The sequence below is a fragment of the Megasphaera hominis genome (assembly GCF_014269395.1).
GTDB classification, from domain to species: domain Bacteria; phylum Bacillota; class Negativicutes; order Veillonellales; family Megasphaeraceae; genus Megasphaera; species Megasphaera hominis.
The window spans coordinates 30,272-45,906 of record NZ_JACOGK010000004.1 but is presented as its reverse complement, the minus strand read 5'-3'; the positions used below and the strand labels follow the sequence as shown (position 1 = coordinate 45,906).

Below are 15,635 nucleotides of genomic sequence, written 5' to 3'. Positions count from 1 at the left end.
CATGCTATAATAAAATTAGATAAATAACGATACGTGATTAGATAGGAATCGAGCCATTTCATAAGGAGAGCGTGGCTAAGAGAGAGAGATAGCACCAACCATGTTGGTGGAGGGGGTAGTATGATTGGGAAGAGAAAATTGGCCCTTTGCGTGCTTTTGGGCCTTATGGGCTGTGGTCTGGCACATGCTACACCGGTCCAGGCAGAGACGAGTATTACCAGTACAGATGATTTGACGACCACTGCAAATGCACAGGTCATGGGCCGCAGCCCCTATGCGGTCTACGCTCCTACGCAAGCGGCAGACAAGCTGACCATCAACTTAGCAACGTTTACGCCGGCAAGGCCTTCACAAACGGCACTGTTTGGGTCGTATACCGACAAGGCTGCAGAACCGGTAACCGGTAAAAATATAACTATTTCTGGTACGGGGACCACACAGACTTTGGCATACATTGTGGGAGCGTATGGTGACGCCGGTGCTCTCGGTTCCTATACGGAAGGCAATACTGCACCCAGCAATACCGTTACCGTGAAAGGCGGCAGTGCTTCTGAACTTGCTGCGGCCATGAGCAATACCGGCACGGTGACAAATAATCAACTCAATATAAGCGATGCCGCGCAATTTGATAAAGCCTATGGCGGCTACAGTCAAACTGGCAATGCCACATATAATGTTCTCCATATGAACGGTGTCAAAAAAGCCGGCTCTGCCTTAGAATTTAGCCTTTACGGCGGCAAGTCCAACAGCAATACCGGTGTCGTTTCCCATAATACCATAGAAGTCTGGGACTCTGCAGGCGGAGACATCTTTGGGGGCAGATCGGCAAATGATGGCAAGATAGACTACGGTGCCCGCTCGGACGATAATACGGTCACAGTACACAACAGCAATTTCAGGTATATCTATGGCGGCTATGAAGGCTACACGGCGGATGGAAACGTGGTCACAATAGAAGACAGCACCATCGGCAATGTCCATACAGCCTATATCCAAGGCGGCACCAGTGCCAGCCAGAATCAGACAACCATCAAAAACAGTACCATAAGCGGTGAAATCGTAGGGGGCTGGGTCTATAGCTCCAATTATGGAAACGCTGCGGACAGCAAGGCCGATGAGAATACCATCACGCTGACGGATGTGACGCTGAATGATTCCAACTTAGGCATTATAGCCGGCATGAATAGTACCAACGGGGAAGCCAACGGCAATACCGTTCATTTGACCAGCGGCACGCTGACTCAGTTCAAGCAATTATATGCAGGGTTCTCTTCTGGTCCAGCCAATAACAACCATTTGATTATCGACCAGGGAGCTGAAATTTCTAATGTTTCTTACAATACGGCAAGTGGACGCGGAACAACGGAAGCCAAAGGAAATACAGTGCAAATTGATGGCACGCTGGGAGAGGGAATGAATCTCATGGCTGGCTCTGCAGAAGCCCCTAAAGGCATTATTAATGGCAATATATTCACTGTGGGCAAAACCGGCCGTGTATACTCTGATGACGTCATAGCCAGCGCCAGTGCAACCGGTCAGGGTGGAGAGGCCAATGAAAATGTCATGACTATCGAAGGCTATGTAGGTGAGGGCGCTCTGGTTGTGGGAGCCTGGAATTATGGAGGAGATAACACAGGTGATAAAAACACCGTGAATGTCTCAGGCACCTTGGACGCAGGCGTTCTCGTCTGCGGCTCTTCCGATTCTGTTTATGCCTATTATTATGGGCCATTGAATGTGGAATCCAATGAAAATACCATCAACCTCCAAAAAGGCGCTAACCTGGGCGTCGGCACCGTCTTTTATGGCGGTCAAGGCACCGTAGCCGATGGCAATACGGTGAACATCGAAGACGGTGTTACCTTTGCTGCAGGCACTTCTGTTGGCGATGACATTGATATCGTGGCCGGCGTCGGCCGTACGGAAGCGAATGACAATACCATCAATCTGCTAGGCACGGTTTCCGCCTCAGGCCTTCACCTCAGCGGCGGCCTGTTTGGCCAGGAATACGACAGCGGTACGTATATCGTCAATGGCGTGAGCGGCACGAATAACACCCTCAACGTCTACACCTTGAACAACAACGTAAAAGAAATCGCGGCCTTCCAAAATCTCAACTTCTACATCCCCAAAGAAGCCGTCAACGGCAGTACCATGCTCACCATCACCGGCGGCGCAGCGACGGACCTTACGGGTGCCACCATCAAGGCCGGTGCCAGTGACGCGACCATCCTGAACGTAGGCGACAAGATCAACCTCCTCGTCAACGAAGCCGGCGTTACGACAGACGAAGACCAGTCGAGTACTACGGCAACGAAATATGGCATTCTGACGGACGCGGGCTTTGCTCAGACGGGCGTCGAAGTCAAAAAAGACGGTACAAATAAGATCATCGTCACTATTACGAAGGTAGCGCCTAAACCGCCGGAACCAGAGCCGGAACCGGAACCAGAGCCGGAACCAGAACCAACGCCTGAACCAAAACCGGAACCCGAACCTAAGCCCGAACCGGCAGCTACACTGAATCCGGGTACGAAATCTCTTGCCGAAGGAAAAGTAGATGGCCTGGCTGGTCTGAAGCATAACATCCAGTTCGTTGCTACAGACGGCGTCCAAAGTGCCATGGCAGCCGCCCAGACAAACGCTGTAGTCAACAGTCAGAACAGTGGCAAAGGCAGTAACAATACCTCCGGCATGAAGCTCAATATGGATGCTATGGCACGCTTCACACCCTATGCCGTCATGGGCGGTGAATCATTGCGTCATAAGACCGGTTCGTATGTGCGCAGCCACGGCTTCAACGTCAACGTCGGCCTCGTCCGTCGTCTCCAACGCCAGGACTACATCGACACGATCATGCCCTTTGTCGAATATGGCAAAGGCAATTACTCTGCATTCCTCGATGACGGTGCCCGCGGTGACGGAGAACACCAGTACCTGGGTGGCGGCATCCTCGTCCGTAGAGACAAAAGCGACGGTCTCTACTACGAAGGCAGCCTTCACGGCGGCCACATCAAAGGCGACTACACGGGCATCATCGAGGGTACCCGCGTTGCCTACAACTCGAATTCGCCATACGTAGCTATGCACGCCGGTATCGGTAAAGTACGGCCTCTCCAGAAGAACACCAGCCTCGATACGTACGCCAAGCTCTTTTGGACCCATGAATGTAGCGATACGGTTACCCTGCGTAGCAGCGGTGGCCAGGCCCGATACCACTTCGATGCCATGGATTCTGTTGCTACCAGACTAGGTGTTCGTTGGAACCGTACCATTCGAAAACATCAAAAGGTATACATTGGCACAGGCTGGGAATACGAATTTAGCGGTGACGGCTGTGCTACCTATAACGGTCTGCGTACGCAGTCGCCGAGTCTCCAGGGTTCGAGCGGTTTCCTGGAAGCTGGCTGGCAAACAGAAGCTACCAAGGATGACCCGTACACGCTGGACCTCCACCTGACCGGCTGGACAGGCCTGCAGCATGGCTTTACCTTGGCAGCCCGTTTCAACTACCAATTTTAGATACAAAAAGACGTCCTTACATAGGGCGTCTTTTTTAATGGAATGTCTGCCTCATGTGCTACGGACAAAGAGAAAAAAATATGGAACTATATTTTTAGCTTATGAATTTATCAACAACGATAAGTTTTATAACTATGATAATTTCATATGAATAAGTTCTCTTATATAATAAATAATAATTAATGTTGATTAATAATTGTAATATGTTATAATAAAAATGAAGAATTATTATTAAAGAATAAATTTATTTCTTTGCTTGACGAGTGCCTTTGATCAAAGAGGCACTGCATCATATAAGGGAAGAGAACAGTCATAATAGACGAAAGTGGGGGTGCTAGTATGACGAAAAATCAGAAATTAATTCTTTTGGTACTTATCAGCATGATGGGCTGTGGCCTGGGAAGTATTACACCTGTACAGGCGGCAACGACTATTACAAGCGTAAACGACTTGCAAGACAAGCAAACTGTACACTTTGGTGCCAGTTTCAATGACTATGACGTGTATGCACCCAAGACGGAATTGGGAACAGACGTAACCTTAGACCTGCAAAGCTTTTCGCCAACACGGCCAGCCAGTACGAATCTTTTTGGCGTTTACACCAAGGATACTGATGCGGCCCCTGTAACAGGTGTCCATTTTACTGTCACTAGTACAGGCACAGCCGATTCCCTGCAAAACATTGCCGGAGCTTACTCTGAAAACGGCGATGTCGGTTCCTATACCGAGGGCGTCACGACAGAACCGAGCAATATAACGATTGTTACCGGTGGCACAGCTTCCGATATGGCTGGCGGCATCAGTGAAAAGGGAAATGCCCTGAACAATGAACTCGACATCAGTGGCTCGGCTCAGCCTGGTTCAGCCTATGGCGGACGCAGTACAGCAGGAGATGCATCGTACAACGTGCTCGAGGTCGATCTCCCTGATGCGACGAAGGGTATGGGCCTATATGGTGGTTCCACTTCCCAGGGCAACGCGTCTTATAACAAGGTAGAAATTACTACAGGAAATGCAGATTCTCTGGTCTATGGCGGCTATGCCTCCGGATCCGGCAATGTGAATAACAATCAGGTTATCATCCACGATGGTGTATTTTCTACCGTAGATGGCGGCTATAATGGCGGCAGTGGAGAAAATGATACGGCTGATGGAAATACTATCGTGATGGAAAAAGGTACTATAAGCGACGATATTACGGGAGGTTATACGTTTCAGGGAACCAGTGCCTGCAACAATATAGTAACATTAGGAGACGTCACCCTTTACGGGACCATTGCGGCTGGCAATGCCTCTTCTGGTGAAAAGGCCTCTAACAATAAAATTGAACTTACAGGTGGTACAGCTGATACACCGTTTACGTATACACCGCGTATGATGGTCGTAGGCTTAAGCAATGGCGTATCTGATGAAAACAAGCTGATTATAGGAAAGAACAGTATCCTTGACACAACTAGCAGCTATATCATAGTCACAGAAGGAACGTCACAAACCAACAACAATTCCGTAGACCTGCAGGGAACGCTCGCTTCCGGAGAGAATGTCTACATTGGCTATGTTTTGGGGGATAACGGCGTAGCCAAAGAAAATACGTTCACTTCTACAGGCGGCACTATCGGTAACGGCACTAACATTTATATAAGTTTAGCGCCTAAGACAAACGCTATGGCAAGCGGTAATATCGGCACCTTGAATAAAGGTACCACTGTAGGAGCAGGTGTCACTATAGAAGTGGCCGAAGGCGTGACTGTAGATAGCAATATCATGAATATTAACGACGGTGTGACCTTTACCTCCGGTAATGACATCAACATTGCTGCCGGATACGGCTACAGCAGTGCCACAAACAATATTGTCAATTTAAACGGCACTGTTGTTGGTGATGGCCTTTGCCTCTATGGCGGAATGGCTCCCACGAGTACAGGCAACACCCTTAACGTCAAAAGTCTGAACAACGAAGTCAAGGAAATCGGCTATTTCCAAAACCTGAACTTCTACATCCCCAAAGAAGCCGTCAACGGCAGTACCATGCTCACCATCACCAGTGGCGAACCTACAGACCTTACGGGCGCCACCATCAAGGCCGGTGCCAGTGACGCGACTATCTTGAATGTAGGTGACAAGATCAATTTGATTGTCAACGAAGCCGGTGTTACGACAGACGAAGATTCGGAGAGTGCTACGGCAACGAAATACGGCGTTCTGACAGATGCGGGCTTTGCCCAGACCGGCGTCGAAGTCAAGAAGGATGGGGAAGATAAGATCATTGCCACCATTACGAAATTAGCGCCCAAGCCACCAGATCCGGAACCCGAACCGAACCCGGACCCGAAACCTAATCCTAATCCTGAACCTAATCCTGAACCTAACCCGAAACCCGAACCGGCGGCATCCTTGCATCCAGGCACCAAATCCCTCGTAGAAGGGAAAGTAGACGGCCTGGCAGGCCTGAAGCATAACGTCCAGTTCGTCGCTACAGACGGTGTACAAAGTGCCATGGCAGCCGCTCAGGCCAACGCCATCGCCAACGGTGGCGGCCCCCATGGTCCAGGCCCTGGTGGGCCTCAAGGACCGGGTCCTGGTGGGCCTCATGACCCCGGTAAAGACGGAAAAGGCAGCAGTGGCAGCAATGGTGCGTCAGCTATGAAACTCAACATGGACGCCATGGCCCGCTTCACTCCTTATGCCGTCATGGGCGCTGAATCCCTGAAGCATAAGACCGGCTCGTATGTGCGCAGCCACGGCTTCAACGTCAACGTCGGCCTCGTCCGTCGTCTCCAACGCCAGGACTACATCGACACGATCATGCCCTTCATCGAATACGGTAAAGGCAATTACTCGACCTTCCTCGACAGCGGCGCCCGCGGTGATGGGGAGCATCAGTACCTGGGCGGCGGCATCCTCGTCCGTAGAGACCGAAACGATGGCCTCTACTACGAAGGCAGCCTTCACGGCGGCCACATCAAAAACGATTACACGGGCATCATCGATGGCACCCGCGCTGCTTATAACTCCAGCTCACCCTACATCGCCATGCACGCCGGCATCGGCAAGGTCCTGCCCCTGCAGAAAAATACGAGTCTCGACGTGTACGCTAAGCTTTTCTGGACCCACGAAGGCAGCGACACCGTCACCTTGCGCAGCAGCCGCGGCCTGGCCCAATACCATTTCGATTCTATGGACTCCGTAGCTACCCGCCTGGGCGCACGCTGGAACCGCACGGTCCGGAAACACCAAAAACTCTACATCGGTACGGGCTGGGAATATGAATTCAATGGTGACGGCATTGCCTCCTATAATGGTTTGCGTACGCAGTCGCCGAGTCTCCAAGGCTCGAGCGGCTTCCTCGAAGCCGGCTGGACCACCGAAGCCACCAAAGACAACCCGTACACGCTGGACTTCCATGTCACGGGCTGGACAGGCCTGCAAAAAGGTATTACCCTGGCAGCGCGCTTCAACTACCAATTCTAACCTCGCTTTCTCAGGGAATGAGTGGCCGCGAATACGGCCGATATAGGCAAGACGAAAAGCCTCATAACGTAGAAAGACAAAAGCGCTAGAGGTGAAATGAGCCCCACGGCAAAGTGCAAATTTCTAAATGGGTAAATACAACTGCAATGAGCTCCTCTCAGATACCGTGTCTTCACCAATCTGAAGGCACGGTATCTTTTTACAGAAATTATATTGACATAACGTCAGAAAAAATATAAACTGATAATATGACATGACGTCAGAAAAAAAGGAAGTGATCATGTGAAAGTATCGCGCGCCGTCGTAGCCCAGCGCCCTCAGGAAATTACCCGGGCCTGCCGCAAACTCTACGAAACGATGACCTTCCAGGAAATTTCCCTCAAGGACATCAGTAAAGAAACAAGCCTTTCCCGGCCGGCCCTCTATAATTATTTCCAGTCGAAGGAAGAGATTTTTTTGGCTATCCTGCGGGAGGAATACGACTTGTGGGCTGAGGCCTTGCAAGACATCCGCCAGCAGCACGATACCATGACCGTCACTGATTTTGCTGACGCTGTCGGACAGAGCCTGGAACAGCGGACGACCATGCTAAAAATTCAATGTATGAACCTCTACGAAATAGAAGAGCACAGCCGTTTGGAACATTTGACGGCTTTTAAAGAGTCTTATGGTCATGCCCGGGACGTCATGGATGATTGTCTCAAAGCCTATGTGCCGGACCTGACGAAAGAGGAACGGCAGATTTTCCACTACACCTTCCTGCCCTTTATGTACGGCATCTACCCGTACGTCTATCCTACAGCGTGGCAGCTCGAATCCATGCGGTTAGCCGGCATAGATAGGCCGGACGTATCCATCCGCCAGCTGACCCGTCATTGTATCTGCAAACTATTGACCAAGGGGGATTAAAAATGAACACACGCACAATAGGCAAACTCACTGTCTCAGAAATCGGTATGGGCTGTATGGGCTTTTCCCATGGCTACGGTGCCGTGCCGCCGGAAGCGTACAGCATAGACGCTATACGCGCCGCCTACGACTACGGCTGCACCTTCTTTGATACGGCTGAAACGTACGGACGGGAACAATTTTATCCGGGCCACAACGAAGAACTCGTAGGCAAAGCCTTGAAGGATATCCGTAAAAACATCGTCTTGGCGACAAAGCTGCACATCACGACAGAAGAATACATTCCATCAGAACCGGTCTACAACATTCTGCGCAGCCACCTCGACGCGTCTCTCAAACGGCTGCAGACAGACTATATCGACCTCTATTACTGGCACCGCGTTAACGAAGACATACCCCTTCAGGATGTAGCTGCTGCTATGGGCCGTCTCATCCGTGAAGGTCTTATCCGTGGCTGGGGCCTCTCCCAGGTACCTGTCCAGACCTTGCGCATTGCCCAGGATATTACGCCCTTGACGGCTGTACAAAACCTGTACTCCATGGTCGAACGGGACTGCGAAGACGAACTCATTCCATACTGCCAGGAACAGCATATTGGCCTCGTCGCTTTTTCGCCTATTGCCAGCGGCCTCTTATCCGGCAAGGTCACAGCTGATACGAAATTTACAGGCGACGACGTACGCAAATTCGTGCCTCAATTATCTCAGGAAAACATCAAGGGCAACCAGCCCATTGTCGACCTTTTAGCCGGCTGGGCCAAGCGTAAGAACTGCACGAGCGCCCAGATTTGCCTGGCCTGGATGCTGAAGAAATATCCCCACGTCATTCCTATTCCCGGCTCAAAGAACAAGGAACGGATCCTGGAAAATCTCAAGGCTTCGGAAGTCGTGCTCACAGACGCTGAATTTGCCGAACTGCAGCAAGGCCTCGACGCCTGCCAGGTCTATGGTCACCGGGGAATTGATGAATCACAGCAACGCTCCTTTAGCCGTAATTGGCGTAAGGAATAAGGGAAAAACAGAAAAGAAATGCATTTGCAATTATAACAAAAGAGATATACAATAATCCCAAGGGGTGATTTATATGAAAAAACTCGTAGCCTATTTTTCTGCCGGCGGCCGGACTGCCGGGAAAGCAAAAGAATTAGCCAAACTCGTCGGTGCTGACTTACAGGAAATCGTACCGGCCCAGGCCTATACGAAAGCTGATTTGGACTGGCTCGACAAAAAGAGCCGTTCGTCTTTGGAAATGAAAGACGATTATTCCCGTCCGAAATTGGTAGAAGACCACGTCAAGCCTTTTGAATACGACGTCGTCTACATCGGTTTCCCTATTTGGTGGTATACAGCCCCGCACGTCATCCTGTCGTATCTGGACAGCCATTCCTTTGGCGATGCCCAAATCGTACTCTTTGCTACGTCCGGTGGCAGCGGCATCGACAAGGCCGTACAGGACCTGAAAGGCAAGTACCCGGAACTCCATATCGTCAAGGGCACCATGCTCAACGGCAGCGTCAGTGGTGACATCCTCTAAAAAATGTATTGACATATCGAAAAATAACGATATAATAGAGCCATGAATGAGATAGAAATTTTTAAGGCATTAGCCAACGAGACAAGATTACAAATATTGAAATGGCTCAAACATCCGGAACAGTATTTCCCGCCCCAAGGGATTCATATCCCCGCAGGAGATACGTTTGAACACAGTGTCTGTGTCGGCGCTATTTGCGACAAAGCAGGCATTTCCCAGTCGACCATTTCCCATTACCTGGACATGCTGCAGCGGGCCGGTCTCTTAGAGTCACGGCGCTACGGCAAATGGACCTATTACCGGCGCAATGAGGAGATGCTCCGCCGTCTGGCCGTGTATATCCGCGAAGAACTGTAAGAGCAGGAGGCAGCTCCTGCCTTTCTCTTCACTCATTCATATCGATATTTTTAGAAATGTAAATCAAAAGGAGATGTTCCTATGCACTTTCATGATCCTATAGTCCGGCCCCAGACCGATGTCGATAGCTTGTTTATTGAAGTCACAGCCGGCTGTTCCCATAATACATGTACATTTTGTAATTTTTACGAAGACACGCCTTTTTGGATAGCCCCTCTGGAACAGATCGAAGCCGACCTGCAGGAGGCCAAGCGCTACCAGCCGTATGTCAAGAATATTTGGGCCTCTGGTGGCGACCCCTTTGTCCTCAGCGCAGACAAGCAGATCGCCGTATGGGATCTCATGCGCCGCTACTATCCGGACGCCCGCATTACAACCTACGCTACGATTAACGACATTAAGCACAAGACCGTCGACGACATCAAACGGATTAAAGAACACGGCCTCGATGAAGTCATGATCGGCATCGAAAGCGGTGACGATGACGTCCTCAAAGCCGTCAACAAAGGCTATACGGCAGCTGATATTCTTACGGAATGCCATAAGCTTGATGCGGCCGGCATGACCTACCGCATGATTTACTTAGGTGGTCTGGCCGGTAAGGGTAAGCTCATAGAAAGTGCCAAAAAGAGTGCCGCCATCTTTAACCAGATCCATCCGTACTACATGATGTATACCAACGTGGCCATCCTGCCGGGCACAAAGCTCTACGAACAGACAAAGGCCGGTGAATTTGTCGAAGCGACAGAACGGGAACGGATCGAAGAGGTCCGCGAGCTCGTTGCCGACCTGACCATTCCCATTACGATCAACACCATGACCTCGACCAGCAGCGTCACCTTCGTTACGACCTTGCCGGAAGAACGGGACGTAACACTGCAGCGTCTCGATGCAATCCTGGCTGAGTTCAGTGAACAGGACGAACGGGTCCTGCAGGCCCGGCGCCACAGCATGCGCTACGTCTAAAAGGAGGAGTACCTATGATCCACGATACACTGCAAATCAAAAACAAAACCTTGACCACACGCCTCGTATTTCCGCCTATGGCGACCCATTCGTCAGCTAAGGGCCACATCAGTGCCGACCTCATCAATCACTATACGGCCATTGCCAAGAACCCCCTCGTCGGTACGATCATTACGGAACACGCCTATGTAGATCCTACGGGCAAGGTAGACGACAAGCAGGTCTCCCTGGCCAGCGACGACGTCCTGCTGGCCCAGCGCCACCTCGTTTCGTCTATCCACGCCGTCCGGCCGGAGCTCATCGTCATCGCCCAGATGAACCATTCCGGCGCCTGGACGAATGAAGACCCTGTAGGCTATGAACTCCTTTCGTCGAGCGATGTCACCTGCCGTGGCAGAAAAGCCAGGGCGCTGACGAAGGAAGAAATCAAATACCTCGTCGGGCAATATGCCGCTGCTGCCCGCCGCGTTCAAGCAGCCGGCTACGACGGTGTAGAAATCCACTGCGCCCATGCGTACCTCCTGAACCAGTTCTATTCGCCCTTGCTCAATACGCGTACCGATGAATACGGCCCGCAGAGTCTGGAAAACCGTACGCGCTTCCTCTTAGAAGTCGTCGCCGCCGTCCGCGATGCTGTGGGCCCGGATTATCTCGTCGCCGTCCGCCTCGGTGGCTGTGACTACCAGCCTGGCGGCAGCACGATTGAAGACGCTGCCCAGACGGCGGTCCTCTTGGAAAAAGCCGGCGTCGACCTCATCGATCTTTCCGGTGGCACTTGCCGCTATATCCGCCAGGATCACCAGGAACCGGGCTATTTCTCCGACATGTCTGCTGCCGTTAAAGCCGTCGTTTCCGTGCCCGTCCTGGTCACAGGCGGCATTCAGACACCGGCCGATGCGGAAGCCCTCCTGCAAGCCGGCAAAGCCGACCTCGTCGGTGTAGGCCGGGCCCTTTACAAGAATCCCCGCTGGGGCTTCAATCAATAAGAAAAAGTACATATAATAGTATTATATAAAGAGCAGCCCTGTGCGAGGCATCCTTCCTTCGTCACAGGGCTGCTTTTTGTCGTGTTCCATTGGCCAGGCAGGCCTCTTACTGATTTTTTGAGACAACGCTATAACAAAAATGTTCCACTGAAGAAACACATTGTTTTGAGAAAACAAGACTATGCATAAAATGCATAACTTATCCGGAAAAGCTGCCTGTAAGACGGGAATAATCCTTGCTTTTCTCGTAATTCTTGCAATTTTGGCATAAAGAATACAACAATGGTACAGTTTTACTTATTGCACATTTTGGAGTAAAATGGTATAGTATTTTCATAGAAAATCATTCTCAAATTTTACATAGCGTACATAGCAGACGGACAAGCTGGATGGCCTGTTTCAGGTTGACGCAAAGGAGAGAAACTATGGAATACAAAAAGATTCATTACAGCGTAGAAAATGGCATTGCCCAGATCACCATGGATTATATGAAAAACATGAACGCCATTGATGTCGAAATGGCCGATGAGCTCATCGATGCCCTGGCCATTGCCGAAGGCGATACTGCCGTCCGCACGGTCGTCCTTGCGGGTTCGGAGAAAGCTTTTTCTGCCGGTGGCGACATTGGCTATTTCTACAAACGCATTCAAAGCGGCGGAGAAGTCAACATGGACGAACTCCTGGCCAAAATCGAATACCTCACAGATTATATGAAAAAAATGGACACGATGATCGTCACCTCCGTCAGTGGTCCTGCTGCCGGTGCCGGCGTGAGCCTCGCCCTGAGCGGTGATTTCCTCATCTGCGCCGATAATGCCAAGTTTATCCTGGCCTTCGTCAACCTCGGCCTCGTACCCGATACAGGCGCTACATTCCTCCTGACGCGCAGTATTGGCGTACACCGCACGCTCGAGCTGGCCACTACGGGCCGTCCGGTCAGCGCTGCCGAAGCCAAAGACTGGGGTCTGGCCTACAAGGTGACGACGCCGGAAGACCTGCACGACGAAACGCTGAAGCTGGCCAAACGCTTGGCTGCAGGCCCGCTCCTTTCGTACAAGAATATCAAACGCCAGGTCTATGCAGCGTCTTTTGCGACGTACAAGGAATGGCTCGCCCAGGCCGAAACGCCGGCCCAGCGCGAATGCATTGCTTCCGAAGACTTTAAGGAAGGCTGCAAGGCCTTTATCGAAAAGCGGAAAGCCCAGTTTAGCGGTACATAACTCTTGAAAGGTGGCATACCAACGTGAAAAATAAAGTATACAGCCTCGACGAAGTGCTGGACCAGTTCCATGACGGCCAGCGCATTATGTTTAGCGATCTCCACGGTGAAATTTCGGCCGAAGAAATCATTACGGGCCTCATTGAAAAGAACGTCCAGAACCTGACCGCCATTGCCATTGCCTCGGGCCAGCCCGACATGGGCGTAGGCCGTCTGGTAACGAGCAAGCAGATTACGAAATTTCTGACCTCTCACATTGGCCTCAACCCGGTCAGCATCGAACGCTATCTGAAGGGGGAAATGGAAGTGGAATTCATTCCTCAGGGCACCTTTGCCGAACGCATCCGTGCTGCCGGCTACGGCCTGGGCGGCATCCTTACACCCACCGGTGTGGGCACGGAAGTAGCTGAAGGCAAACAGGTTCTTAACCTGGACGGGAAAGAATACCTCCTGGAAATGCCCATTCATGCTGACATTGCCCTCCTCAAAGCGACGAAGGCCGACAAAGCAGGGAACCTCCAATTCCGCCTGACCAGCCTCTGCTGCCAGGATTACATGGCTATGGCAGCCGACAAGGTCATCGTCGAAGTAGAAGAGCTGGTCGAAGTAGGCGAGCTCGGTCCTGATGAAATCGACGTACCGGCACCGGTCGTGGACATGCTCTACGTACGGCAAGGTGAAAAACGGCCTATGTACAAATCGTGGCAGCGCAAACTCGATAAAATCAAAGCTGCTGAAGCAGCAAAAGCGGAAGGGGGCAAGGCATAATGGCTTATACAGGACGCGAACTCATTGCATCACGGTGCGCAAAATTTTTCTCTGACGGTGATTTCGTCAACCTCGGCATTGGCGTGCCCCTCATGTGCGTCAATTATTTGCCTGAAGGCGTACACCTGTGGCTCGAAGCCGAAGTCGGCATCGTCGGCTGCGGTGCTACGCCGAAATGGCAGGACTGGGACCTGGACCTGGCCGATGCCGGCGGCCAGCCGACGAGCATCATTCCCGGCGGCGCCGTCGTACAGCACGATAAATCCTTTGGCTTTAGTCGCGGCGGTCACATTGACGCTACCGTCCTCGGTACGCTGCAGGTAGACCAGGAAGGCAATATTGCCAACTGGAAAATACCGGGCAAGCTCGTACCGGGTATGGGTGGCGCCATGGATCTCTGTGCCGGCGTCAAAAAGATTATCGTTGCCACAGACCACTGCGAAAAAAGTGGCAAGTCCAAAATCCTTAAGAAATGTACACTCCCACTGACAGGTTCTAAATGCGTGACGGACATCGTAACGGAGCGGTGCTACTTTAAAGTGACACCTGACGGCCTGGTTCTCCAGGAACTTGCTCCGGGCTACAGCGTCGACGATATCCGCGCTTGCACAGATGCAGACTTTACCGTGGCCGCCGACCTCGGCGTCATGACCTGACGCAGATACCATCCTCCTGCTGCGTTTCAGGAACTGCCCAAAGATAGCCAGTCCCCCTGTTTTGTAAAAGATAGGGCAGGCTGGCTGTTTTTGCATTGTCTTTTCTTCCTGTATTCATTATAATGAAATGAATATACGCGAATACGCGAAAGGAAGAGATGCTTTATGCTGCATAACCCGTATGTACTCTTTGCATTTTCCATGTTTGTTTTTGGCTCCAATGGCATCGTTGCCAGCCACATTCCCCTGTCGAGCTACGAAATCGTCCTTTGCCGGACCCTGATAGGTGGCTTTTGCCTCTTGGCAGTCGTATGTCTGCGTCATGAACTGAAGCAGCTCCTGCAACCTAGCCGTGACCTGGTATGGGTCCTTGTTGCCGGCCTTGCCTTGGCAGGCAACTGGCTCTTCCTTTACGAAGCATATCAGCAGGTCGGCGTCAGCCTGGCCACACTCCTATGCTATGCCGGTCCTATTCTGGTCATGATCCTGGCCCGTTTCATCTTCCAAGAAGCCCTCACCGTACCCAAGGTCCTGGGCATCATCCTTGTTACGCTAGGCATGGTCTGCATCAACGGCGTTGATGTAGAAGCTCATGGTCTTTCCTGGGGCATGGCCTGTGGTTTTCTTTCCGCGACCTGTTATGCGCTCTTAATTATCTCTGTCAAAAAAATCAAAAACATCACCGGCATGGCCCTGTCGGCAGCAGAACTCCTCATCGCCTCCGTCATCGTAGGTATTGTCAATCTCAGCGCACCGACGCCGGAATGGAACCTCAGCCTTTCCACCTTTGCCTGGATTGCCCTCCTTGGCTTCTTCAACACCGGCTTTGCCTGTTGCCTTTATTTTTCCTGCATCCAAAAGCTGCCAGCCCAATCCGTATCGATCTGCGGCTACATCGAACCCCTTTCGGCTTTGGCATTGTCGGCCATCTTCCTGGGTGAAACGCTGACTCTCCTGCAATGGCTCGGCGCCGTCCTCGTCTTAGGTGGCGTAGGTGTAGCAGAACTGCGCGGTCACCGCATTCATGTAGAACGAAATTAATATAGCAAGAAGTCTTGTGAGAAAGGCCTTCCTGAGATATACTATTTGAGCAATGATTCTAGTTTATCTATGTAAAAAATGAATAGATAGTATGTAAAACTTCTTTCACCTTTCACAAAAAAGGCATGGAAAAAAGCAGTGTTTTGTATTATTCTATTAGATAAGAGATTGTGAAAAATATCATTTAATATGAAGTGATGGTATTAG

At 51.2% G+C, this 15,635-nt stretch carries 12 protein-coding genes; all 12 read left to right on the top strand.

The window, feature by feature from the left end; all coding sequences use genetic code 11:
- Positions 1-120 precede the first annotated feature (120 nt).
- The 12 genes from H8J70_RS02090 (at position 121) to H8J70_RS02035 (ending at position 15,428) form a co-directional block, all read left to right on the top strand.
- On the top strand, positions 121-3,522 hold the full coding sequence (locus H8J70_RS02090) for an autotransporter outer membrane beta-barrel domain-containing protein (RefSeq protein ID WP_186502127.1): 3,402 nt from the start codon (positions 121-123) through the stop codon (positions 3,520-3,522).
- 339 nt (positions 3,523-3,861) lie between these two features.
- Positions 3,862-6,993, top strand: a complete 3,132-nt coding sequence (locus H8J70_RS02085) for an autotransporter outer membrane beta-barrel domain-containing protein (RefSeq protein WP_186502125.1) — start codon at positions 3,862-3,864, stop codon at positions 6,991-6,993.
- Between the two features lie 282 nt (positions 6,994-7,275).
- Positions 7,276-7,902, top strand: coding sequence for a TetR/AcrR family transcriptional regulator (locus tag H8J70_RS12745; RefSeq protein ID WP_186502117.1), 627 nt, complete (start codon positions 7,276-7,278; stop codon positions 7,900-7,902).
- A gap of 2 nt (positions 7,903-7,904) precedes the next feature.
- Positions 7,905-8,912, top strand: a complete 1,008-nt coding sequence (locus H8J70_RS02075; RefSeq protein WP_186502115.1) for an aldo/keto reductase — start codon at positions 7,905-7,907, stop codon at positions 8,910-8,912.
- A gap of 73 nt (positions 8,913-8,985) precedes the next feature.
- On the top strand, positions 8,986-9,435 hold the full coding sequence (locus tag H8J70_RS02070; RefSeq protein WP_186502113.1) for a flavodoxin: 450 nt from the start codon (positions 8,986-8,988) through the stop codon (positions 9,433-9,435).
- A gap of 96 nt (positions 9,436-9,531) precedes the next feature.
- Positions 9,532-9,792, top strand: a complete 261-nt coding sequence (locus H8J70_RS02065) for an ArsR/SmtB family transcription factor (protein ID WP_246415230.1) — start codon at positions 9,532-9,534, stop codon at positions 9,790-9,792.
- An 81-nt stretch (positions 9,793-9,873) separates the two neighbouring features.
- Complete coding sequence (locus tag H8J70_RS02060) at positions 9,874-10,758, top strand: radical SAM protein (RefSeq protein ID WP_186502109.1); 885 nt, start codon at positions 9,874-9,876, stop codon at positions 10,756-10,758.
- Positions 10,759-10,772: 14 nt separating this feature from the next.
- Entirely contained in the window at positions 10,773-11,744 is a 972-nt protein-coding gene (locus tag H8J70_RS02055) for an NADH:flavin oxidoreductase (RefSeq protein WP_186502107.1), read from the top strand.
- A gap of 425 nt (positions 11,745-12,169) precedes the next feature.
- Complete coding sequence (locus H8J70_RS02050; protein WP_186502105.1) at positions 12,170-12,964, top strand: enoyl-CoA hydratase/isomerase family protein; 795 nt, start codon at positions 12,170-12,172, stop codon at positions 12,962-12,964.
- A 23-nt stretch (positions 12,965-12,987) separates the two neighbouring features.
- Positions 12,988-13,731, top strand: coding sequence for a CoA transferase subunit A (locus tag H8J70_RS02045; protein ID WP_186502104.1), 744 nt, complete (start codon positions 12,988-12,990; stop codon positions 13,729-13,731).
- Positions 13,731-14,387 (top strand): 3-oxoacid CoA-transferase subunit B, encoded by a 657-nt coding sequence (locus H8J70_RS02040; protein WP_186502102.1) that lies wholly within the window; start codon positions 13,731-13,733, stop codon positions 14,385-14,387. Before H8J70_RS02045 ends, H8J70_RS02040 begins: the two co-directional genes overlap by 1 nt.
- Before the next feature lie 165 nt (positions 14,388-14,552).
- Positions 14,553-15,428 carry a DMT family transporter gene (locus H8J70_RS02035; protein WP_186502100.1) on the top strand — a complete coding sequence of 292 codons (876 nt, stop codon included), beginning with the start codon at positions 14,553-14,555 and terminating at the stop codon, positions 15,426-15,428.
- Positions 15,429-15,635: the final 207 nt, after the last annotated feature.

Bases quoted from the DNA above. Each gene is read 5' to 3' on its own strand.
- H8J70_RS02090 (WP_186502127.1), top strand. From the start codon at position 121: ATGATTGGGAAGAGAAAATTGGCCCTTTGCGTGCTTTTGGGCCTTATG.
- H8J70_RS02040 (WP_186502102.1), top strand. From the start codon at position 13,731: ATGGCTTATACAGGACGCGAACTCATTGCATCACGGTGCGCAAAATTT.
- H8J70_RS02055 (WP_186502107.1), top strand. From the start codon at position 10,773: ATGATCCACGATACACTGCAAATCAAAAACAAAACCTTGACCACACGC.
- H8J70_RS02060 (WP_186502109.1), top strand. From the start codon at position 9,874: ATGCACTTTCATGATCCTATAGTCCGGCCCCAGACCGATGTCGATAGC.
- H8J70_RS02050 (WP_186502105.1), top strand. From the start codon at position 12,170: ATGGAATACAAAAAGATTCATTACAGCGTAGAAAATGGCATTGCCCAG.
- H8J70_RS02075 (WP_186502115.1), top strand. From the start codon at position 7,905: ATGAACACACGCACAATAGGCAAACTCACTGTCTCAGAAATCGGTATG.
- H8J70_RS02085 (WP_186502125.1), top strand. From the start codon at position 3,862: ATGACGAAAAATCAGAAATTAATTCTTTTGGTACTTATCAGCATGATG.
- H8J70_RS02035 (WP_186502100.1), top strand. From the start codon at position 14,553: ATGCTGCATAACCCGTATGTACTCTTTGCATTTTCCATGTTTGTTTTT.
- H8J70_RS02070 (WP_186502113.1), top strand. From the start codon at position 8,986: ATGAAAAAACTCGTAGCCTATTTTTCTGCCGGCGGCCGGACTGCCGGG.